This window comes from Actinomyces israelii DSM 43320, assembly GCF_000711965.1.
GTDB classification, from domain to species: Bacteria; Actinomycetota; Actinomycetes; order Actinomycetales; family Actinomycetaceae; genus Actinomyces; species Actinomyces israelii.
The window spans coordinates 12777-34832 of the sequence record NZ_JONS01000001.1 but is presented as its reverse complement, the minus strand read 5'-3'; the positions used below and the strand labels follow the sequence as shown (position 1 = coordinate 34832).

Here is a 22056-nt window from a genome sequence, read left to right as displayed (position 1 = left end):
GCCCCCACCCGCGCCTCGGACCGAGTCCTCAGGCGGGGTCGATCATGAGGCGCTGGAGCAGCTCGCCGTGGGTGCGCGGCGGCGCCACCAGGACGGAGCCCTTGTGGCGCACGTCCAGCGGGGTCCCGTCCAGGCGGGTGAAGCGTACGCCGGCCTCGGAGCACACGAGGGCCGCCGCCGCGACGTCCCAGGGGGAGACCCACATGTGGACGAAGGCGCCCGCGCGCCCGGCGGCGACCTCGACGCACTCCAGGGCTGCCGAGCCGTACCGGCGATGACCCCGGGACTCCCGGAGGCACTGGGCCAGACGGGGCAGCGCCTGCATCTCCTTCAGGTCGGTGATGATGACGCAGTCGTGGCGCGAGGGGCCCTCCCCGACGGGTGCGAGCGGCACGCCGTCGCAGGCCGCACCGCCACCCGCCACGGCGGTGTAGACGCGCCGCGCCTCGACGTCGGCGACGACGCCGAGGACGGGGGCGCCGTCCTCGCACAGTGCCAGTGAGACGGCGTAGTCGCGGTGGGTCTCGACGTAGTTCATGGTGCCGTCGATGGGGTCGAGCACCCACACGAGCCCGGAGAAGGACTCGACCGCGTGCCCCTCCTCGCCGAGCAGGGGGTAGCCCGTGGCCTCCCGCAGCGCGTGGGCGACATGGGCCTCGACGGACTTGTCGACGGCGGTCACCAGGTCGTTGCGGCTCGACTTGGCCTGCACGTCCAGGTCGGTCGCGGAGCGGCGGGCGATGTCGGCGGCCTGCCTCACGACCTCCAGGGCGGTCTTCAGCAGGGTGTCGAGCTCGTGGTCCGTCAGGCGCGGGGTGCTCATGCGGGAGTCTCCTCGGCGTTGTCGATGCTGTCTGCGTTGTCTGCGTTGCCGGCCATCTGCTCGTTGAATGCGCGGTCGCCGCGCAGCATCCGCTCCTCCAGGACCGCCACGGCGATCAGGCAGGCGAGGCCGACGCAGGCGGAGGCGATGAGCACCGTGAAGGTCGAGCCCCAGCCGTGAAGAGTGTAGCCGCCGATGACCAGGCCGTCCTTGGTGGGATCGGCGATGCGGCCGAGCAGGACCTTGGCCATGGAGTCGCCGAAGACGTAGCCGAAGGCCCGCGGCACGGCGTTGACGACGACGGTGGCCGTCTTCGGGGCGAAGCCGATGACGCAGATGCCGATGAGCGTGACCGGGCCGAAGATGAGGAAGCCGATGCAGAACAGGGCGCCGTAGACCACGACCTCGCTCGTGGCGTGGGCGTAGATCATGATCGGGATGATGACCAGGGCGATGCCGATCGCGGCGGTGACGGCGCGGCGGCCGCCGAGCTTGTCGGAGAAGAAGCCCCAGCACAGCGAGCCGGCCAGGCCGCCCATCTCCAGGGCGATGGTGGTGTTGACAGCGGTGTAGTCGGAGAAGCCGAGGACGTCATGGGTGTACAGGACGTTCCAGTTGTCGATGCCGATGCGCACGCAGTAGGCGGCGACGTTGGCGACGCACAGGAACCAGACGGCCGGGTTCTTCACGACGTACTGCATGAGGACCCGCCCCTTGGAGATGTCCTCGGTGACGACGTCGGCCTTGGCGACGGGCTCGTCGAAGATGGTCTCGGGGCGCTCCCAGCCCAGCTCGCTCGGATCGTCCTTGCCGAAGTAGTAGCCCCAGACGCCGAGTGGGATGGCGACGGCAGCGGGCACGATGAACATGCCGATGACGTTGCCGTGGAAGAGGGTGTTCGCGCCCCACAGGGCCAGCGCCCCGGCGGCCATGGCGCCGAGGTTGTGGGAGCTGTTCCACCAGCCGATGAAGCGGCCGCGCAGGTGGCGCGGCGTCCAGCGGTTCATGGTCGAGTTGCAGCAGGGGCCGCCGGGCGCCTGGAAGAGTCCGTTGAGGGACCACAGGAGGATGAGGACGCCGTACGGGTTGTGCATGGCGGCCAGGGCGGCGCCGATGCCGATCGAGGCGATTCCCGAGGCGACGAGCAGGGCCGAGATGACGCGCTTGGTGTTCCTCCCGTCGATGAAGAAGCCGAGGATGAGGCCGCCGAAGCCGTAGGTCAGGGAGAAGGCGAACCCGATGGTGCCCAGCTGGGTGGTGGTCAGGCCGATCTGATCGACGAGGAAGGGCTGGGCGGACTTGAAGTTGGTGCGCAGCAGGTAGAAACCGCCGTAGACGATGATGAGGACCGAGTAGACCTTGAGGAACTCCATCAGCCAGCGCTTGCGCTGCGTGGGAAGGGGGATGGTGCCGGTTGGCCGGGCATCGATTCTGAACAATCTGTCCGTCATGGACATGGGCCACCTCGTCGTGGGTTGGGATGGGGCGGAATGGTCCGCACGGGGCGTCGCGACGCAGAGACTATACAAACGTTTGCGCACCGGCGTCCAGTCCTGGGTCCGGTGCGCGTCGCCGCCGGCCGGAGCCGTCGGGGTGTGCTCTTTCTCTCGGGGGCGCATTGGTCGAGAAGCGCCTTGACCGTCAGGACTCGGCCTATCCCGACTCGCTCTCCCGGTACAAGAGCGACAAGTACGCCGACGTGGGAAACGTGAAGGAGCCGGATGACAAGGCGATGGTTTCGGGGTCAGCCCGCGGATGGCCGAGGAGATCAAGACCGAGCTGCCCGTATGACCCCCGGCCTGACACGGGCCGCTTCGGCGACCTCCTGCGCGGCGGGTCTCAGGGGCAGTCCCTGCGCCTTGTCATGGTCTCGCGCCTGCTCGACCCCAACGCCTACCTGGTGCTCCAGGACCACCAGCAAGGTAACGGGGCCGGTCCTGACCGACAACGATCTCGTCCTGCCCGCCGGGGGGCTCATCGGCCTCGTGGGGGCCAAAGGCGCCGGCCGCTGCCCGCACAACCGCGGGCGCCCCGCCGAGCGCGACGACGCCGTCGTCACGCCGGCCCTGGGCTGGATGGACCTGGACGGCCGGCGCGTGTCCGTGGTGCGGGGCTGAGGCCCGGGGCCGGCCCCGGGCGGGCTCAGAACTGCTCGGGGTAGCCCATGCTGATAGCGGTGATCTCGTCCAGGGCGTGGCGGATCTGCGTTGGCAGCACGAGGTCCTCGCTCGCCAGGGCCCCGCGCAGCTGTGAGGGCGTGCGCGCGCCCACGATCGCGCCCGCGATTCCGGGCGCGTCCCGGGCCCACGCCAGGGCCACCTCCACCGGCTTGCGATCCAGCCCTGTGGCGGCCGTCGCCACCGCCTCGACCACGCCGACGCAGGACTCGCCGAGATAGGGCGCCACATAGGACCTCAGGTGCGGCGACGCGCCGCGCGAGTCCGGGGGGGTGGCGGCCCGGTACCGGCCCGTGAGGACCCCGCGGCCCAGCGGGGCGTAGCCGAGCACGCCGAAGCCGAGCGCGCGGGAGGCCGGGAGGAGCTCGCGCTCGATGCCGCGGCACAGCAGGGAGTGCTCGACCTCGACCGCGGCCATGCCCGGGCCGGCGGCCGCCGCGCCCGAGGCCAGCAGGTCGGCGGCGTGCACCGACGCCCAGGCCGGGTGGTTCGACACCCCGACGTAGCGGGTGCGACCGGAGGCCACGGCGGTGCGCAGCGCGTCGACCGTCTCCTCCAGCGGCGTCGTGGTGTCGGGGAGCTGGACGAGCCACAGGTCGAGGTGGTCGGTACCCAGACGGATCAGGGAGTCGTCGAGGGTGTCCAGCAGCGTGCCGCGCGAGGCGTCCGCGACCGTGCCGCGCGCCCCTGTCCGCCAGTTGCGCACGCCGGCCTTGGAGACGATGACCAGGTCGCGCCGGTCGACGTGCTCGGCCAGCAGCCCGCCGATCACCTCCTCGGAGACCCCCTCGCAGAAGGAGGCGGCGGTGTCCAGGAGCGTGCCGCCGGCGTCGAGGAAGACGTCGAGCTGCTCCTTGGCCTCGAGCTCGTCGGTGTCCCGGCCCCAGGTCATCGTGCCGAGCCCCACCGATGACACTCGCAACCCGGTGCTGCCGAGCCTCCTGTGTTCCATAGGGACAACCGTAAGCGCTCGCGCGGCCGGTCGCGTTATTTCCGCACGGTGGTGGGCCAGGTGGCGTCGTCTCAGCCCGTCGGCCGCCGACGGGCGGTGAGCAGCCGGGCCAGGCCCTCCTCGGGAACCGGCGGAGTGGTCCCGCCGAAGAGCGGGCACTGCGCCTGGAAGGCGCACCAGTCGCACAGCCGGGAGCGCCTCGGGGCGAACTCGCCGGCGGTGGCGCAGTCCTCGACCTCGTCCCAGATGCGGGCGATCCTGGTCTCGACCGTCTCCAGCTCGGCCAGGTGGGGGTCGTGGGTCAGGGTGCGGCCGTCCTTGAGGAAGAGCATCTGCAGGCGCCGCGGAGCCCGACCGCGCAGGCGCCACAGCACCAGGGCGTAGAAGCGCATCTGGAACAGCGCCTCGGCCTGGAAGCGCGGCCCGGGGGAGCGGCCCGTCTTGTAGTCCACCACGCGCATGGCCCCGTCGGGGGCGACGTCGAGACGGTCCACGAAGCCGCGCAGCAGCAGGCCGTCCCGGGTCTCGGTCTGGACGAAGAGCTCGCGCTCGGCCGGCTCCAGGCGCACGGGGTTCTCCATGCGGAAGTAGGCGCCGATGAGGTCCTCGGCCTCGCCCAGCCACGGGGCGATCTGGGCGGGGTCGGCGAACAGGTCCATGACGGCGGGGCTCTTCTCCCGGTGCGCCTCCCACTGGGAGGGCAGCATGGCGAGGGCCGCCTCGCGGGTGCGCTCGCGCGCGGGCAGGTCGTACAGGCGCTCCAGGACGCCGTGGACGAGGGTCCCCTTGTGCGTGGCCAGCGAGCCCGGGTCGGGAAGCCGGTCCACCGTGCGCAGGCGGAACATGAGCGGGCACTGCATGAAGTCCTTGGCGCGCGACGGCGACAGCGCCGCCCGCCCGCCCCGACGGGGGCGGCTCGCGCCGGGCCCGGTCGCGCGGGCCTGCGCCAGCGGTTCGGAGGACTCGGAGCCCGCGGGCGCCGAGGAAGGCATCATGGTTAATGACACGGCGTGCTCGCTCACGAGAGGAACCTACCGCGTCGCGCCGACATGTACACACGGCCGTTCACGGGCGATCGCGGATAGGCTCGCCCACATGTCATCTGCTTCCACGCCCCAGGGCTGGGTGCTCGGACGGATCGGCGCCGCGCCCGTCGTCGTCTCCCCGACCTCGCTCCTGCTGGGCCTGCTCATCGCCGGCTCCTGGTACCCGCTGGTGGCCTCCACGCTGCCCGGCTCCGGCCTCGTCACGGTACTTGCGACCGTGGTGGGCACGGTCGCGGGTGTGGGCGCGAGCATCCTCATCCACGAGCTCTCCCACGGCCTGGCGGGCACCCTGCTGGGACGACGGCCCGTGCACTACGAGCTCTACCTGTGGGGCGGCCGCACGAGTTTCGGTCCCGCCCGCGCCTGGGCGCCCTGGAAGGACGTCATCACCTCTCTGGCGGGCCCGGCCGCGAACCTCGCGCTGTGGGCGGCGGGAGGCGCGCTGCTCCGCGGCGGCGCCGTCACCTCGATCCCGGTCGGCGTGGTCGTGCTGGCGCTGACCTGGGTGAATCTGGCCCTGGCGATCTTCAACGCCCTGCCCGGCCTGCCGCTGGACGGGGGGCACGCCCTGGCCTCTCTGGTCACCCAGGTCACCGGACGGAGGCAGGCGGGCGAGCAGGTCGCCGCCGCCGGCGGGCTGGTGGTCGTCGCCGCCATCGCCTGGCGCTGGGTCCTGGAGCCGCTGGCGCTGCGCGGCTCGCGCCCGGACTCCTTCTCCCTGATCCTGGCCGTCATGGTCGCCTGGCCGATCGTCTCGACATCGTGGCGGGTCCTCGGACTCGGCCGCGGGGAGCGGGCTGCCGCACGGGTCGACCTGCACCCCCTCATGCGCCCGGTGGCGACGCTCCCGGCGAGCGCCACCATCGCCCAGGTCCGCTTCGCGCTCAGCGAGGGGGCCGCCGTCGTCCTGGTGGCGGACGGCCCCGCACCGCTGGGCGTGATCGACGACGCCGCCCTGGACGAGCTGGCCTTGCCCGAGCAGCCCGCCGTCACCGCGGGCGAGATCTGCACCGTGCTGCCCACAGCCGCCGTGAGCAGCGAGCTGACCGGGCGGGCCGCGGCCGACGCCCTCAAACGGGCGCGCACCCTGTCGCGCTGGCTCATCGTCGTCGAGGGCGGGCGCATGGCCGGCGCCGTGCCCACAGGGGCCCGCTGATGGACGCGCCGCCGCCACGCCGGCCCGCCGCGGCCGTATCGGTCGGACTCATAGCCGCCCTGGCGGTCCAGAACGCGGTGCCGCCCTTCGCCACCGACATGTACAGCCCCGCCTTCCCGTTCGTGGCCGCCGACCTGGCCACGAGCGCGACCGCGGTGGGCCTGACGCTGACCGCCTTCTTCATCGGCATGGGGGCCGGGCAGGTCGTGGGCGGCACGGTCTCGGACCGGTGCGGACGGCGGGTGCCCGTGGTCGTCGGCGGCCTGCTGTGCACCCTGGGCGCCGTCGTGTGCGCGCTGGCCCCCGGCATCGGCGTGCTCGTGGCCGGGCGCCTCCTGCAGGGCCTGGGCGGCGGCGTCGCGGCCGTGGTGGGGCGCGCGGTCCTGGTCGATCTCGCCCACGGCGACCGGCTGGCCTCCATGATGTCGGTCCTCATGGCCGTCAGCGCCCTGGCGCCCATGATCGCCCCGGTGGCCGGCGGTGCGGTGCTCTCGGTATCCACCTGGCGGGCGGTGTTCTGGTGCCTGGTCGGATTCGGCCTGTTCATGACGGCCATGGCGGCTGCGCTGGTGCCCGAGTCCCTGCCGCCCGAGCGCCGGCTGAGCGGCGGCTGGGGGCGATTCGCATCGGGGAGCCGCGACATCCTCGCCCACCGCCGCTACCTGGGGTACATGCTGACCGCCGCCTTCTCCGGCTTCACCATGTTCGCCTACATCTCCTCCTCGTCCTTTGTGCTCCAGGAGATCAAAGGGCTGAGCCCCATGGCCTTCTCCGTCTTCTTCGCCTGCACGGCCGGGGCCCAGATGCTGCTGAGCATCCTCAACGCCCGCCTGGTGCGCCGCGCCGGCCCCCGGCGCCTCATCGCCCTGGGCCTGTCCGTCTCCGCGGTCGGCGTGACGTCGGTGGCGGTCAGCGTCCTCCTCCTCGATGTCGCCCTGGTCCCGCTGTGCGCCGGCTTCGTGCTCGTCATGGCCGCTCAGGCCTTCGTCTTCGGCAACTCCAGCGCGCTCGCCCTGGGAGAGGTGCGGCACGTCGCCGGGACCGCGAGCGCGCTGCTGGGCGTCGCCCAGGCGCTGGCCAACGCGACCTCGGCCCCGCTGGCGAGCTCGGGCGGCGGACGCAGCGCCGCGCCCATGGTCGTCGTCATGCTCGCAGGGATCGCGGGGGCGTGGTGCGCCTACCTCCTGGTGGGGCGCGTGCCGGGCGCGCGGCACCTGCCCGACGACTGATTTCGAGGGAAGGACGGCTCCGCCGGGACCTTGCGGCCGCGCTGGTCTACGCTTGCGCGGTGCCCGAACGTACGCCTGCTCCCGGCTGGCCGGATCGCCCTGGTCGACGAGGCGTCCTGCGCGCCGGGCTCGCGGGCGCCGCGGCCCTCGCCGTCGGCGGCGGGGCCGGTGCGGGCGCCGTGCGCTATGCCGGCACGCACCTGCCGCCCACGGCGCGCGTGGCGCCGCGGCCCGCGGAGCCGGGCCGGTACGCGACTCGCGTGCTCTTCCAGGGATCGTCCGACCGCGGCGAGGTCTGCGTCACCTTCGACGACGGGCCGGATCCGCGCTGGACGCCGCTCGTCCTCGACATCCTCGCCGAGCTGGGCGCTCCCGCGACCTTCTTCGTGCTGGGCGAGGCGGTTGCGGCCCACCCCGAGCTCGTCGCCCGCGAGGCGGAGGCCGGGCACGAGGTCGCCATCCACAACTGGGTCCACACTGACGTCTACGGGGTGGGGGTCGACGAGCTGCGGGACTCGGTGGATCGCACGATCACGGCGATCCAGGACGCCGGTGCGCCGAGGCCCGCGCTGTGGCGCCCGCCCTATGGCCGCATCGACGCGCCCGCCCTCATGGTGGCCGCGGAGCGGGGGCTGGACATCCTGCTGTGGAGCGAGCACACGCCGACGGCGCAGCTGGCGGCGGACGTGGCCGGCACGGCTCACGCAGGCTCGGTGATCCTGTGCCACGACGGCCGCACCCAGCCCAGCGAGGAGCTGCTGCACGCCATGGGGGAGTCGATCGCCGCGCTGCAGACCCGGGGCCTGACCCTCGTGACCGCCGGCCGCCTGCTGGCCGGCGACCGGGAGGACGGCAAGGACGGCAAGGACGGCAAGGCCGACTCGGGCGGCGGCGCCTGACAGCGGCCTTCGAGCCCGCGCGGACGACCGGCCCGGGGGCCGCGGGCGCCCGGATGGGCTTCCTCCATGAGACCGCAGACGGACCACGCCGGTCACTTCGCGGACGACCGCGCCAACTGGGACGACCGGGCCGCTCTTCACGAGGCCAGTGGCTACGGCGAGGCGGGCCCGCGCCCTGGCCGCGCGCGCCGCCTCCGCCGTCGAGCTGGTCGGGGCCAATGTCTACGACGCCCGCAGCGCGGTTGCCGAGGTCGTCGGGACCCGCATCTCCGCCTGGTGCCGGTGGCCGGACCTCATGGAGCCCTGCGAGGAGGGCTACCGCTTCACCGACCCGGTGATGGGCAACAGGCTCCCGCTCCAGCTGCTCGTCGTCGCGCACCGGCCCGCACGCTCCTGAGGGCCGGTTCCAGGGCCCGGCCGGGACGATCGCGAGGGCCGTGACGCGGTCGTCGTCCGCCGCCGCGTACCGCCCTGCGGACCACTGGGTGGCGGGCGCACGGCACTCACTAGACTCGTCCTCGATGAGCGAGCAGAACTCCGGGGACCCCGAGCCGAGCGGGGACGCCGTCGTCTCCCGCGCCGGCCGGCACGGCGACGCGGGCGAGGCCGGCGGCCCCGACGGCGCGCGCGAGCCCCGCCGGGCCGCGCAGCCGGTGCCCGCGCCCCCCGCGCGGTCCGTCACCCAGAAGGCTCTCGGCCAGGCCGGACGCCGCGGCCCCTTCCGCTACGGCGAGCGCGTTCAGGTCACCGACACCAAGGGCGCCAGGAACACCTTCCGGCTCGACCCCCGCGGCTGCTTCCAGTCCCGACGCGGCAGCTTCCGCCACCGCGACGTCGTCGGCCTGGAGGAGGGCACCGTGCTGACCACCGAGACCGGCCACGAGCTCCTCCTGCTGCGCCCCCTGCTCGCCGACTACGTCCTGTCCATGCCCCGCGGCGCCCAGGTCGTCTACCCCAAGGACTCCGGCCAGGTCGTCGCCATGGGCGACATCTTCCCCGGCGCGCGCGTCCTGGAGGCCGGCGTCGGCTCGGGGGCGCTGACCATGAGCCTGCTGTCCGCCATCGGCGAGGACGGGCGTCTGGTCTCCATCGAGCGGCGCCCCGACTTCGCCCGGATCGCCGCCTCCAACGTCGACTCCTGGTTCGGCGGCCACCACCCGGCCTGGGAGCTGCGCACCGGCGACTTCGCCGAGGTGGTCGACACCCGCATAGAGGCGGCCTCCATCGACCGCATCGTCCTGGACATGCTGGCCCCCTGGGAGAACGTCGCCGCCTGCGCCCGCGCGCTCGCCCCCGGCGGCCTCCTCCTGGCCTACGTCGCCACCGTCACCCAGCTCTCCCGAACCGTCGAGGCCCTGCGCCACTGCGGCCTGTTCACCGAGCCCGAGTCCTGGGAGTCCATGGTGCGCACCTGGAACGTCGACGGCCTGTCCGTGCGCCCCGACCACCGCATGGTCGCCCACACCGGCTTCCTCATCACCGCCCGGCGCCTGGCCGCTGGCTCGCACCCCCTGAGCCGCAAGCGCCCGCCCGCCCGCGGCGCCTACGACGACGGCGGCTACTGGGCGCCGCAGGACGTGGGGGAGCGCGTGAGCAGCGACCGCAAGGTCCGCCGCGTCCTGCGCGACTGCCTCGCCAAGCAGCCCGAGGACGCCACCCCCGTCCTGTCCGGCGGCCCGGCGGCCGTCGGCGAGGAGGCCGAGGAGGTACAGCACCGTGCCTGACGCCCAGCCCCTGGGCATGCCCTCGCCCGGCTTCGCCAGCCACCAGCTGCGCGAGGCCCGCACCGAGGCCGTCAGCCTGGCCGCGAAGAACGAGCGCCTCGTCGCGGCGCTCACCGCCGCCCGCGAGCGCATCACCGAGCTGGGCGCCCAGCTCGACGCCGTCACCCGGCCGCCGGTCACCCTCGCGCTGCTCACCGGTGTCCCCGCCCGGCCTCCCGCCCCGGATGCCGGGCGGCAGGAGACCGCCGCGCACCCCGAGCCGCCGGGGGAGGTCGACGTCGTGCTCGGCGGGAGGCCCATGCGCCTGGGCGTGCATGCGCGTCTTGACGCCGACGACCTGGTTGTCGGCCGGCTCGTCGCCGTCAACGACCAGATGCTCGTCGTCGACGCCCTGCCGGCCCCCGACACCGGCGAGGCCGTCACCCTGGAGGAGATCCTGGCCCCCTCCGCCTCCGGCGCGTCCCGCGCCCTGGTTGCCACCGGGTCGGGCGCCACCCGCGTCGTCCACCTGGCGGGCCACCTGCGCCCCGACACCCTCAAACCCGGCGACACCCTGGCCGCGGACCCGCGCGCCGGCGTCGCCACCGCCCTGATCGAGCGCACCAGCGTCGAGAATCTCGTGGTCACCGAGACCCCCGACGTCTCCTGGGACGACATCGGGGGCCTCGGCCCCCAGATCAGCCAGATCCGCGACGCCCTCGAGCTGCCCTTCACCCACCCCGACCTGTACCGCGCCTACGGCCTGCGCGCTCCCAAGGGGCTGCTCCTGTACGGCCCGCCCGGCTGCGGCAAGACGCTCATCGCCAAGGCCGTGGCCACGTCCCTGGCGGGCTCGGCGACCCCGGCCGGAGGCCCGGAGGCGAGCAGGCCTCCCGCCGCGTTCCTCAACATCAAGGGCCCCGAGCTGCTGAGCAAGTTCGTCGGCGAGACCGAGCGGCAGATCCGCGCCATCTTCGTCCAGGCCCGCAAGGTCGCCGCCGAGGACCGGCCCGTCGTCATCTTCTTCGACGAGATGGAGGCCCTGTTCCGCACCCGCGGCACCGGGGTGTCCTCCGACGTCGAGACCATGATCGTCCCGCAGGTCCTGGCGGAGATCGACGGCGTGGAGTCCCTGCGCAACGTCGTCATTATCGGGGCCTCCAACCGGGAGGACATGATCGACCCCGCCATCCTGCGCTCGGGACGCCTCGACGTGAAGATCCGCGTCGGACGGCCCGACGCCGACGGCGCCCTGGAGATCCTGTCGAAGTACCTCACTGCCGACCTGCCGCTCGACCCGGCGGAGCTCGCCGCCGCCGGCGGCGACCGGGAGGCGGCCGCCGTCTCCATGCGCCGGGCCGCCGTCCGCGCCCTGTACGCCCGCTCCCCCGACACCGAGGCGCTCGAGATCACCTACGCCTCCGGCGCGCGGGAGACCCTCTACCTCGCCGACCTCGCCAGCGGCGCCATGCTCGCCGCCATCGTCGCGCGCGCCAAGACCGCCGCCATCAAGGACGAGCTGGACGGCGGAAGCGGCGGGCTGTCCACCGCCCGCGTCCTGGAGGCCGTCGCGGCCGAGTCCCGCCAGAACGAGGAGATCACCGGCGCCGCCGGCCCGGAGGACTGGGCCCGCCTCGTCGGCCGCCGCGGCGAGCCCATCCGCCTAGTGCGGCGCCTGACCGCCGCACCGGCCGAGACGTCGAGGGAGGGCGCATGAGCCAGCCCGCACCAGCCTTCGGCCCGGTGACGCGGCCCGTCGGCATTGAGACCGAGTTCGGGGTCCTTCAGCCGGGCAACCCCTACGCTGGCGCCGTCGTCATGGCCAGCCGGGTCGTGGAGGCCTACGGCATGGTCTCGCGTCCGGGCGTGAGCGGCCCGGATGGCGCCCCGGCGCGGGCCGTGCGCTGGGACTACGAGGGCGAGGACCCTCTCGCCGACCTGCGCGGCGGGCACCTCGACCGGGCCGCCGCCCACCCCAGTCTGCTCACCGACGACCCCGCCCGCCCCGCGCCCTCCGGCGATGCCCCCGGCCGCGGGCCCGGCGCGCATCCCGGTCGTGCCCCGGCGGACGGCGCCCCGGTGGGGCGGCCGGCGTCCCGGTCGCCGCTTCGCGACGGCCCGGGAGAGCCCACGGAGGCGGACCCGCCGCCCGCCCCGTGGGGGACCAGGCCGCGCCCCAACGCGGTTGAGGCCGCGCTTCCGCGCGCCTCCACCGTGGTGCTGACCAACGGCGCCCGCCTGTACGTCGACCACGCCCACCCCGAGTACTCCTCCCCGGAGGTCCTCACGCCCCACGACGCCGTCGTGTGGGACCGCGCCGGCGAGCTGGTCGCCCGGCGGGCCATGATCGCGCTGGCCGAGGGCGCCGGGGGAGTGGTGCCCGGCGAGGTCGTCCTGTACAAGAACAACGTCGACGGCAAGGGCGCGACCTACGGCTCCCACGAGAACTACCTGGTGCGCCGCGACCTCGCCTTCAGCGACCTCGTCCCGGCCCTCATCCCCTTCCTCGTCACCCGCCCCGTCATCGCGGGGGCCGGGCGCGTGGGCATCGGCCAGCGCTCCCAGCGCCCCGGCTTCCAGATGAGCCAGCGCGCCGACTACGTCGAGAGCGACGTCGGCCTGCAGACCACCTTCAACCGTCCGATCGTCAACACCCGCGACGAGCCGCACGCGGACGCCGCGCGCTTCCGCCGCCTGCACATTATCAACGGCGACGCCAACCGCTTCGACGCCCCCATCTACCTCAAGGTCGCCACCACCGACCTGCTCCTGTGGTACCTCGAGCGGGCGGCGGCCCGCCGGGACCGGCTGGGCTCCCTGGCGCCCCTGCGCCTGGTCCACGACCCGGTGGAGGAGCACTGGGCGACCTCCCACGACACCGCCCTGACCCGCCCCCTGGTCACGGTCTCCGGCCCGATGACGGCCCTGGAGATCCAGCGGGCGCACCTGGAGGCGGTCGCGGACGCCCTGAAGGAGGACTACGGCGGCACCGGTCGCGAGCACGTCGGCGAGGAGACGGCCTTCGCCGTCGCCCTGTGGGAGGAGACCCTCACCGCGCTGGAGTGCTACGCGGCGGCGCAGGGTGCTTCCGGAGAGCCCGGGGCCACCACACGCGCCGCCGCGCTCGTGGAGTGGGTCGCCAAGAAGCAGCTGTGCGACGCCATGCGCGCCAGGACCGGCGCGGGCTGGGACGACCCGCGCCTGGCGGCCCTCGACATCCAGTGGGCCGACCTGCGCACCGGCCACGGCGTGGCGGAGCGGCTCATTGCGGCGGGCCGCACCCGCCGCCTGACCACCGACGCCGAGGTCGAGGCTGCCGCTGGCTCCCCGCCGTCCGGAACGCGCGCCGCCATCCGCGGGCCGGCCGTGGCCCGTCACGCCGAGGTCGTCGCGGCCTCCTGGACGAGCCTGGTGCTGGACCTGCCCGACCACGAGCGCCTGCTGCGGCTCGCCCTGCCGGACGACGTGCGGGCCGATGCGCAGCGGGTCGCCGACGTGCTGGGCCAGGTCCAGGTCACAATTGGGCCACACCGGGGCCTGGGGGCAGACTGAACCCACAGGAGCGCCGGGCGGCGCCCCGAGTCAGGCAGGAGGCACCATGAGCACCCACGAGCAGATCCAGCCCACCGGGGGCCACGGCGGCGACGAGGCCTCCGAGGCGGTCGGCCAGGCCCAGGTGGCCGGCGTCGACGACATCCTCGACGAGATCGACTCCGTCCTGGAGACCAACGCCGCGGCCTTCGTGCAGGGATTCGTTCAGAAGGGCGGCGAATAGGAGTGCCGCGCCCGCACAGACCGGCGCGGCGGATCATCGGCGTGGAGACCGAGTACGGCATCACCTGCGCCTCGGCGACGGGAGGCCCTCCGCCCCTGGACGCCGACCACGCCGCACGCGAGCTCTTCGAGCCCGTCGTGCGCCTGGGCCGCTCCTCCAACGTCTTCACCCGCGGCGGGGCCCGCCTCTACCTCGATGTCGGCTCCCACCCCGAGTTCGCCACTGCGGAGTGCGACCGCCTGGAGGACCTGCTCGCCCAGGACCGGGCCGGGGAGATCACCATGGCCGACCTGGCCGAGCAGGCCAGCGCCAGCCTGGCCCGGCGGGGCGTACCCGGCCGCATCCACCTGCTCAAGAACAACCTCGACGCCGAGGGCGCCGGCTTCGGCTGCCACGAGAACTACCTCGTGCGCCGCCGCGGCAGCTTCTGGAACGACGCCCGCACCCTCGTGCCCCACCTGGTCACCCGCCAGATCCTCGTCGGCGCCGGGCACATCCTGCCCGGCGGCGGCCGGGCCCCCGCACGCTACGTCTTCTCCCAGCGGGCCGACCAGATGGAGGACGCCGTCTCCTCGGCGACCACTCGCGCCCGCCCCCTGATCAACACCCGCGACGAGCCCCACGCCGACGCCGAGCTCTACCGGCGCATGCACGTGATCGTCGGCGACTCCAACATCGCCCAGGGCTCCACCCTCCTCAAGGTCGGGGCCATGGACCTGCTGCTGGACTACCTCGAGGAGGGCGGGAGCCTGGCGGACCTCCAGCTCGCCATCCCCATGAGGGCCATCCGCGACACCTGCCACGACCTGACAGGCTCGGTCGCCCTGGAGCTCGCCGACGGACGCACCATGACGCCGGTGGACCTGCAGACCGAGCACCTGGCCAGGGTGAGCGAGCACGCCCGGAACCTGGACCTGACCGGTCTGCAGCGCCACGTCCTCGACCTGTGGGAGCGGGGGCTTGAGGCCGTGGGCTCGGGCAGGCCCCAGGACGTGGCCGAGGACCTGGACTGGGCGGCCAAGCACCAGCTCCTGACCCGCTACGCCGAGCGCACCGGCGTCGGGCTCGACGACCCGCGCCTGGCGCGGCTCGCCCTGGCCTACCACGACGTGAGCCCGAGCGACGGACTGCGCCTGAAGCTGGAGCGGGCCGGGCTGCTGCGGCGCTTCGTCGGCGAGGAGGCGTGCCGCGCCGCCGTCGACACCCCGCCGGCCACCACGCGCGCGCACCTGCGGGGCACGGCGATCGGGCGGGCGCAGGACCTGCGCCGGGACCTGTCGGCCGACTGGGTGAACCTGCGCCTCGACGACGGCCGCACCCGGCCCGTCGCCCTGCGCGACCCCTTCAGCGCCGTCGATGAGCGGGTCGACGCACTCATGAGGGCCATGGACGCGCCTGACGGGACCCCCGCCGCCGATTCACCCGCCGGCGTCTGAGACGCGGCACGACAACATCTGGCAGACTGGAAAGTCCGATGGCTACCTTCTCACCCTCCCCCCGCGAAACGACACGACTGCCCCAGGTGGGGCAGGACGGCCAGCCGTTGACGCGTCGCCAAAAGCGTGAGCTGGAGCGTGCCCGTCAGGTCGCAGACCCCCACCGCGCCGCGCCGCCCGCCCCGGGGGCGCCCTGGACGCAGTACGGCCCGGCGGGGCGCGCCGAGCAGCCGGCGGCCGGGGCGTCCCGTCGCGCCGCCTCCGCCCCGATGGCCGCGTCGCCCGGGACCGGGCCTGCAGAGGCGCCGCCGTCGGCCCCCTCACCGGCCGAGCCCCCCACCTCCACGGGCGCCCAGCGCGCGATCGGCGCCGCGCTGGGACGCCCCCGGCCGCGAGGACGCGTCGCCGTCATCCTGGCGGTCGTGGCGACGGTGGCCATTGTTGCCGCGCCCCTGGTCGTGGCGCGCGTGTGGGGGGGGCTGGCGGGTTCCCTCGGGTCCTCGGGCACGAATCCCGGTGGAAGCGTCAGTGCGGACGGCCCGCTCGATACGGTGCTGGAGGTCGCCGGACGCGTGGGAGCCCTTCCCGTCCTGTCGCTCAAGGGCCATCTCACCCCCGCCACGGTCATGAGCACCGATCAGGTCGTCATGGGCGAGGGCCGTGTCCTGGGCGCCGGCGACGCCGTCCTGCTGTCCGTGGCGGTCTTCGACGGCAACGACGGCACGAACGTCACCGGTACCGCGACGGGGACGCGTCTGTATCCCGGCACGCTCGACGCCGACAAGATCGGAACCGATCTCGCCAATGCGGTCACGGGGGTCACCGAGGGCTCACGCATTGTCGTGCGCGCTCCGCAGACAAGGGACGACCAGACCAAGACCACTGAGATCACGGTGATCGACATCCTGCCCACCACCGCGACTGGAACGGCTCAAGAGCCTGCGGAGGGCATGCCGACGGTGACGATGAACGCCGATGGCACGGCGGGGCTGTCCGTGCAGGGGCTTCCGGCGCCCACGCGCTCGACCGCCGCCGTCCTCGTGCAGGGCGACGGACCCCAGGTCCAGGCCGACTGCACCGTCCTGGCCAGGTACTCCACCGTGAGCTGGGCCGACGGCGTGCAGCACGCCACCACCTACGGCACGACCACCCCGCCGGGCACGATCAACATGAACAACGCCCTGGCGGGAGTCAAGGAGCACCTGGTTGACATCCAGGTGGGCAGTCGGGTCGTCATCGCCATCCCCGCGGACCAGGCAGCCGGCGAGGGGGCGGTCGCCGTTGTCATCGACGTCCTGGCCATCGACGACGACGGGGGAGCCGACACCGCCGCATTACCCAGTGAGAGCCCCGATCCCGGCCCCGGAACCGTGCACGTGACTCCGGGGGCCAGTCCGGGCGCCACCAACCAGTAGGCGGCGCCCGCGCGCCGCCCTGATACGATCCGCACCCCTCATCCGTTCAGGAGCTGCTATGAGCGTCGCCGTCCGCGTCATCCCGTGCCTTGACGTCAAGGACGGGCGCGTGGTCAAGGGAGTGAACTTCACGGGCCTGCGGGACGCGGGCGACCCGGTGGAGCTCGCCAAGCGCTACGACGCCCAGGGCGCCGACGAGATCACCTTCCTGGACGTGTCCGCCTCCGCAGAGGGCCGGTCCACCATGCTGGAGGTCGTCTCGGCCGCCGCGGAGCAGGTCTTCGTGCCACTGACCGTGGGTGGAGGGGTTCGCAGCGTCGAGGACGTCGACCGCCTCCTGCGTGCCGGGGCGGACAAGGTCGGCATCAACACCGCCGCCATCAACCGGCCCAGGCTGCTGTCCGAGGTCGCCGAGCGCTTCGGCAGCCAGGTGCTGGTGCTGTCGGTGGACGCGCGGCGCTGCCCGGAGGGCGTAAGCACCCCGTCGGGGTACGAGGTCACCACCCATGGCGGGCGCCGCTCCACCGGCATCGACGCCGTCCGCTGGGCGGTGCGGGCTGTCGACCTGGGGGCCGGCGAGATCCTGCTGAACTCCATGGACGCCGACGGCGTGACCGGCGGCTTCGACCTGCAGATGCTCGACGACGTCCGGGGCGAGGTGAGTGTCCCGCTGATCGCCTCCGGCGGTGCGGGCCGGGCCGAGGACTTCACCGCGGCCGCGGACCACGGCGCGGACGCGGTGCTGGCGGCGAGCGTCTTCCACTACGGCACGCTGACCATCGGGGCGGCCAAGAGGGCCCTGCGCGATGCGGGCCACCCGGTGAGGTGATCTGCCCGCGCTCGTGAGGGGTGGGCGCAGATCAGTCAGAACATGTAGTCTCGTCCCCGGTATGCTCGACGAGTTCCCTTCTGAGGTATGCTCCACGAGTTTCCGCAATGTTGTTCCCAAGCGAAGAGTGCATCCATGACGAACTACGACCCGAATCAGAACCCTTACGGCGGCTCGAACGACCCGAGTGCCTATCCGAGTGGCCAGCCTGGTTATCAGCAGTACCCGGGCCAGGCGCAGCCCGGGGGGGGTATGCCCCGGGAATGACCCCCTTTGGGGCATCGACGGAGAAGAACAACCTGGGCGGCTGGGCGCTGGGACTGGGTATCGCCAGCCTGGTCTGCTGCGGGCTCTTCACCGGTATTCCCGCAATCATCCTGGGCTACCTCGGGATGCAGGCCGCCAAGGAGGGGCGCGCCTCCAATAAGGGCATGGCCATCGCCGGCCTCATTATGGGGTCGCTGTCGATCGTGTGGACCATTGTCGCCCTGAGCACCGGCATCCTGGGCCAGATCGTCGGCAACGTTTCATGATGACCGGAGCCTGCGGCTCCCCCTTCGACGGGCATGGTCGCGGTCATCATCGCTCCCGCGTGGGCGTCATGGTGGCCGCGGCCTGTCTTCCCGGCGCACTGGTTGTTATCGGCGGCCTGCGCCCCTCCGCGGCCGGCCCGGACCTGTGCTTCTTGCACCGCACGACCGGCATGTGGTGCCCCCTGTGCGGCGGCACGCGGGCGACTCGGGCGCTCCTCCACGGCAACCTGACCGAGGCGATCGGCTATAACCCCTTCGCCCTGGGGTTTGAGGTGCTCGCCGTCCTCCTCGTGGTGCGCTGGCTGGTTAGTCGCCGCGCCGGCGGCACCCGCCCCTTCGTGTCCGCGCACGAGGCAGTGGCGCTCTTCGCCGTCGCCGCGGTGTTCGCCGTCGTGCGCAACCTGCCGGGCATGTGGGTCTACCTGGGCCCGCTCCTGGGCCCGGCGGGCTGAGCGCGGCTGCCGGACGACACGGCGGAGTCGACTCCTGCCCGTGGGATCGGGCCGAACGCAGTGCCTGGAGCCGGCGCGAGCGCCCGGCCGGCGGCTCGTGGGCGCCCGGCGTGGAAGAATCGCCGTCGTGATTCTTCCTCGCTCAATCGCATCCCGGCTCAAGCGCGACGCGGCGGGGCTCGTCGCCGCCGTCGTCCAGCAGTACGACACCCGCGAGGTCCTCATGGTCGGGTGGATGGACGACGAGGCGCTGGCCCGCACCCTGAGTGAGGGCCGAGTCACCTTCTGGTCCCGCTCCCGTCAGGAGTACTGGCGCAAGGGCGACACCTCGGGTCACCACCAGTACGTCAAGGCCGTCCGCATCGACTGCGACGGCGATGCCCTGCTGGTCGAGGTCGATCAGGTCGGGGCCGCCTGCCACACCGGTGAGCGCACCTGCTTCGGGGCCGGTGGAGATCTCGCGGCGGTGGTGGGGGAGCGTCCCACCGGTTGAGCGGATTTGCCTCGGCGGCGCCCGCCGGGGACGATGGCCCCGGCGGGCGCCGCCGGCACATCTGCTGGGCGCGCCCGCGCGGTTCCTGTATCACGCGTGTAGGAGGTGGCGCCCCGTGATGGCCTTCGCCGACCTGGTCGCAGCCGCACGGTCCGCCGCCGCATCCCGGCAGAGATCCACCCCGCTGAAGGAGCTGCGCGAGAGGACCCGATCGGGCCCCACCGCGCGCGATGTCGCCTCGGCGCTGCGAGCCCCCGGGCGGGTCGTGTCCGTGATCGCCGAGGTCAAGCGCGCCACCGCGACCTTCGCCGACCTGTCCGGGGTCGGCGACGTGGCCGTCCTCGCCCGCTTCTACGAGGCCGGCGGGGCCGCCTGCGTGTCCGTGGTCACCGAGCCGATCCGCTCCCGCGGGCGCCTGGCGGACCTGGACGCGGTGCGCGGGGCCGTGGACGTGCCCGTGCTCGCCAACGACGTCATCGTCACCCCCTACCAGGTTCACGAGGCGCGTGCCCACGGGGCCGACATGCTCGTCCTGGACGCCCGCCTCGCCCCGCTCGTCCTGGAGTCGCTCATTGAGCGCACGCACTCCCTGGGCATGGCGGCGGTCGTTGAGGCCCACTCCCGGCGCGAGGCGCTGACGGCGGTGTCGGCGGGCGCGCGCTACGTGTCGGTCGATGCGCGCGATCCGGACACCCGGGCTATCGACCGCTCCCGCTTCGAGCAGGTTGCCGAGGTGCTGCCCGCGTCGGTGACCCGCATGGCCACCGGCGGCGTCTCCGGGCCGCACGATGTCATGAGCTACGCGCGTGCGGGGGCCGATATCGTCGTCGTGGGGGAGGCCGTCATCCGCTCGGCCGACCCCCAGCAGTTCGTCGCCGAGCTGGTCGCCGCAGGCAGCCACCCGGCGCTTCTCCCCTCAGCCCATAGAGAGGTTCTCTGAGTGCTCACCGCTTCCATTCCGAGCCCCGCCCAGGGCGTGTGGCATATCGGGCCGCTCCCGCTGCGCGCCTACGCCCTGTGCATCCTCGCCGGCGTCTTCGTGGCGGTGTGGTGGACCGACCGCCGCTACCGGGCGCTGGGCGGGCCGCGCGACACGGCCCTGGACGTCGCCCTGGTCGCGGTGCCGGTCGGCATTGTCGGCGCGCGGCTCTACCATGTGGTCACCTCGCCGGACGCCTACCTCGGTCCGGGCGGGGACCCGGCCCTCATCCCGCAGATCTGGCACGGTGGGCTGGGCATCTGGGGAGGCGTGGCCTTCGGGGTGGCCGCCGGCGTCTGGATGCTCCGCCGGCGCGGGCTGCGGCTGGGGCCCTTCTTCGACGCCGCCGTCCCGACGATCCTGATCGCCCAGGCGCTGGGGCGTTTCGGCAACTACTTCAACCAGGAGCTGTTCGGCGGGCCCACCACCCTGCCCTGGGGCCTGGAGATCGACAGGGCCCACCTGCCGGTCGGGTACGCCCCGGGCACCCTGTTCCACCCGACATTCCTGTACGAGGCGCTGTGGAACGCGGCGGGCGCCGCCCTCCTCGTCTGGCTCGGGCGCTACCTGGCGCGCCGCGACGGGGCGGTGGGCGGCCGGCTCATGTGGGCCTACCTCATGGTCTACACCTCGGGGCGCGTGTGGATCGAGGTCCTGCGCGTCGATGAGGCCCACCGCGTGCTCGGGATGCGCCTGAACGTGTGGACCTCGATACTCGTCTTCCTGCTCGGCCTGGTCGGCTACATCATGGTCTCGCGCCGCCACCTCGACGACGCGGTCACCGAGGGTGCCGGGGAGGGCGGTGCTTCTGAGGCCGAGGCGGCCGAAGCCGGGCCCGAGACGGCGGACGGGCCGGGCGAGGCGGATGAGGCGGGGGATCCTGATCCCGAGAAGCCGGACGAGAAGCCTGCTGCGGACTCGCCCGATGGGGCAGACGATGCATGTGCCGAGGCAGGTGCGCCCGGTCAGGCGGATGCGCCGTCCGGGGCTGCGGGCGCGGAGGCTGACGCAAATGCCGAGGAGCCGGGTGAGAGGCCCGTGGCGGCGGACACGCACGACGACGACCGCGGGGCCGAGTAGCGGGACGCTGCGCTCGCAGCAGCGGGAGGAGCGGTTCAGCATCCAGGCTTCGGATCGCACGGCAGGGCCGCGGTTCCCCGGCGCCCAGCACCTCTGCCCGGGTGGTTGGGTGACTGGGTCACTGCAGACTAGGCCCTTGGGCCCATATCATGGACGAAGTCCTTACTGCTCCAGGAGGTGCATGATGACGACGACGTCTTCTGCAACACCTGCTGAGCATCCTCCCACGACGCCGGCGCTCCGCCCCTCGACGGAGAAACAGGAACAGGGCTGGGCGGCTCAGGTACAACGTGTGAAGGAGGCTCGCAGCCCAGGCGCCGAGCTGTGCAGTGGCAAGATCAAGAGCTTCCGCCCCGTGGTCGGCAGGATCTGATGTCCGCCCGCACGCCGAGCACACGGGTCGTTATGTCCGCCAGGAGCTGACTGCGCAATATCAAGAACTCAGTGGGGCAAATCTGATCGTGGTCATTGACCAGATCACCGCTACCGGCATGACGATCCTCGAGGCGCTCCTGGTCGACTGTGGTTCCGCTAAGGACCTGCACCTCTTGCTGTGCTCTCCGGGCGGTGATGGCGAGACGGCGCTCCGCACGGTTCGCTCCATGCAGGCACGATGCCGTGAACTCACGATCCTGGTTCCGGACATGGCCAAGAGTGCCGCAACGATTGTGTGCCTCGGGGCTCATCACGTCGTCATGGGACCTGGTGGAGATCTGGTGGAGATCTGGTGGAGATCTCGGCCCTATCGATCCGCAATGATCTTCACCGATGACTCCGGCGGCCCTTCGATGGCCAGTGCCAAGAACGTCGTCGCAGCCGTTGAGGAGGCAGAGCGGCGGATGACGGCGAATCCTGGATCTTACGCCTTGTTCGCCTCACTTCTTGCGGACGTGAACATGCTCATGCTCGCGCGGGCCCGCTCAGCTAGGCCTTGTTGCAAGAGTCGTCTTGCCCGACTCCTGACGGTTAGTACGCCAGTGGCAGGGGGGCTTGTGGCTGTTGATGCTGACGATGACCTCTTGGAGGGGTTTGAGTGTGTGGATGAACTTATTGATCGATGACTCGGTGAGCTGGCCAGC

23 protein-coding genes are annotated in these 22056 nt (G+C 72.9%); 19 read left to right on the top strand and 4 right to left on the bottom strand.

The annotated features are described in order from the left end of the window. Nucleotides 1-28: 28 nt before the first annotated feature. Nucleotides 29-823, bottom strand: coding sequence for an inositol monophosphatase family protein (locus tag O145_RS00160; RefSeq protein ID WP_043558033.1), 795 nt, complete (start codon nt 821-823; stop codon nt 29-31). Then, nucleotides 820-2274 carry a hexose-6-phosphate:phosphate antiporter gene (gene uhpT / locus O145_RS00155; protein WP_156966552.1) on the bottom strand — a complete coding sequence of 485 codons (1455 nt, stop codon included), beginning with the start codon at nt 2272-2274 and terminating at the stop codon, nt 820-822. The genes O145_RS00160 and uhpT overlap by 4 nt, the downstream gene beginning before the upstream one ends. A 408-nt stretch (nt 2275-2682) precedes the next feature. Between uhpT and O145_RS17855 the strand changes: the two genes are divergently transcribed. Further along, on the top strand, nt 2683-2940 hold the full coding sequence (locus O145_RS17855; RefSeq protein WP_156966551.1) for a hypothetical protein: 258 nt from the start codon (nt 2683-2685) through the stop codon (nt 2938-2940). Between the two features lie 25 nt (nt 2941-2965). Here O145_RS17855 and O145_RS00145 read toward each other — a convergent pair whose 3' ends face one another. Next, nucleotides 2966-3952: an aldo/keto reductase gene (locus tag O145_RS00145; RefSeq protein WP_043558029.1), complete on the bottom strand. Its 987-nt coding sequence runs from the start codon at nt 3950-3952 to the stop codon at nt 2966-2968. Nucleotides 3953-4023: 71 nt separating this feature from the next. Further along, complete coding sequence (locus O145_RS00140; RefSeq protein WP_043558462.1) at nt 4024-4839, bottom strand: RecB family exonuclease; 816 nt, start codon at nt 4837-4839, stop codon at nt 4024-4026. A gap of 208 nt (nt 4840-5047) precedes the next feature. Here O145_RS00140 and O145_RS00135 point away from each other — a divergent pair, with 208 nt between their 5' ends. The 18 genes from O145_RS00135 (at nt 5048) to O145_RS17845 (ending at nt 22038) form a co-directional block, all read left to right on the top strand. Next, nucleotides 5048-6154 carry a site-2 protease family protein gene (locus tag O145_RS00135; RefSeq protein ID WP_043558026.1) on the top strand — a complete coding sequence of 369 codons (1107 nt, stop codon included), beginning with the start codon at nt 5048-5050 and terminating at the stop codon, nt 6152-6154. After that, entirely contained in the window at nt 6154-7383 is a 1230-nt protein-coding gene (locus O145_RS00130) for a multidrug effflux MFS transporter (protein WP_043558023.1), read from the top strand. Before O145_RS00135 ends, O145_RS00130 begins: the two co-directional genes overlap by 1 nt. 59 nt (nt 7384-7442) lie before the next feature. Then, nucleotides 7443-8282, top strand: a complete 840-nt coding sequence (locus O145_RS00125) for a polysaccharide deacetylase family protein (protein ID WP_229118257.1) — start codon at nt 7443-7445, stop codon at nt 8280-8282. Between the two features lie 148 nt (nt 8283-8430). Beyond that, nucleotides 8431-8679 (top strand): hypothetical protein, encoded by a 249-nt coding sequence (locus tag O145_RS00120; RefSeq protein ID WP_043558021.1) that lies wholly within the window; start codon nt 8431-8433, stop codon nt 8677-8679. A 124-nt stretch (nt 8680-8803) separates the two neighbouring features. After that, on the top strand, nt 8804-10006 hold the full coding sequence (locus O145_RS00115) for a tRNA (adenine-N1)-methyltransferase (protein WP_052374415.1): 1203 nt from the start codon (nt 8804-8806) through the stop codon (nt 10004-10006). Further along, nucleotides 9999-11702, top strand: coding sequence for a proteasome ATPase (arc, locus tag O145_RS00110; RefSeq protein ID WP_043558019.1), 1704 nt, complete (start codon nt 9999-10001; stop codon nt 11700-11702). The genes O145_RS00115 and arc overlap by 8 nt, the downstream gene beginning before the upstream one ends. Next, nucleotides 11699-13537: a proteasome accessory factor PafA2 family protein gene (locus O145_RS00105; RefSeq protein WP_043558016.1), complete on the top strand. Its 1839-nt coding sequence runs from the start codon at nt 11699-11701 to the stop codon at nt 13535-13537. The genes arc and O145_RS00105 overlap by 4 nt, the downstream gene beginning before the upstream one ends. A gap of 46 nt (nt 13538-13583) precedes the next feature. Beyond that, nucleotides 13584-13760 (top strand): ubiquitin-like protein Pup, encoded by a 177-nt coding sequence (locus tag O145_RS00100; protein ID WP_043558013.1) that lies wholly within the window; start codon nt 13584-13586, stop codon nt 13758-13760. Continuing rightward, on the top strand, nt 13757-15196 hold the full coding sequence (pafA, locus tag O145_RS00095) for a Pup--protein ligase (RefSeq protein WP_043558010.1): 1440 nt from the start codon (nt 13757-13759) through the stop codon (nt 15194-15196). Before O145_RS00100 ends, pafA begins: the two co-directional genes overlap by 4 nt. Before the next feature lie 38 nt (nt 15197-15234). Continuing rightward, nucleotides 15235-16611, top strand: coding sequence for an FKBP-type peptidyl-prolyl cis-trans isomerase (locus O145_RS00090; protein WP_156966550.1), 1377 nt, complete (start codon nt 15235-15237; stop codon nt 16609-16611). A 58-nt stretch (nt 16612-16669) separates the two neighbouring features. Then, nucleotides 16670-17440: an imidazole glycerol phosphate synthase subunit HisF gene (hisF, locus tag O145_RS00085; RefSeq protein ID WP_043558009.1), complete on the top strand. Its 771-nt coding sequence runs from the start codon at nt 16670-16672 to the stop codon at nt 17438-17440. Nucleotides 17441-17703: 263 nt separating this feature from the next. After that, nucleotides 17704-17973, top strand: coding sequence for a DUF4190 domain-containing protein (locus tag O145_RS00080; protein WP_043558006.1), 270 nt, complete (start codon nt 17704-17706; stop codon nt 17971-17973). Nucleotides 17974-18044: 71 nt separating this feature from the next. Further along, nucleotides 18045-18425, top strand: coding sequence for a DUF2752 domain-containing protein (locus tag O145_RS00075; protein WP_404976008.1), 381 nt, complete (start codon nt 18045-18047; stop codon nt 18423-18425). Nucleotides 18426-18552: 127 nt separating this feature from the next. After that, nucleotides 18553-18918: a phosphoribosyl-AMP cyclohydrolase gene (gene hisI, locus O145_RS00070; RefSeq protein ID WP_043558003.1), complete on the top strand. Its 366-nt coding sequence runs from the start codon at nt 18553-18555 to the stop codon at nt 18916-18918. A 115-nt stretch (nt 18919-19033) separates the two neighbouring features. Further along, entirely contained in the window at nt 19034-19858 is an 825-nt protein-coding gene (locus O145_RS00065) for an indole-3-glycerol phosphate synthase TrpC (protein ID WP_084682262.1), read from the top strand. Then, nucleotides 19859-20977 carry a prolipoprotein diacylglyceryl transferase gene (gene lgt, locus O145_RS00060; protein ID WP_084682261.1) on the top strand — a complete coding sequence of 373 codons (1119 nt, stop codon included), beginning with the start codon at nt 19859-19861 and terminating at the stop codon, nt 20975-20977. 181 nt (nt 20978-21158) lie between these two features. Continuing rightward, complete coding sequence (locus O145_RS17850; RefSeq protein ID WP_156966549.1) at nt 21159-21350, top strand: hypothetical protein; 192 nt, start codon at nt 21159-21161, stop codon at nt 21348-21350. 88 nt (nt 21351-21438) lie between these two features. Beyond that, nucleotides 21439-22038: a Clp protease/crotonase-like domain-containing protein gene (locus O145_RS17845; protein ID WP_156966548.1), complete on the top strand. Its 600-nt coding sequence runs from the start codon at nt 21439-21441 to the stop codon at nt 22036-22038. Nucleotides 22039-22056: the final 18 nt, after the last annotated feature.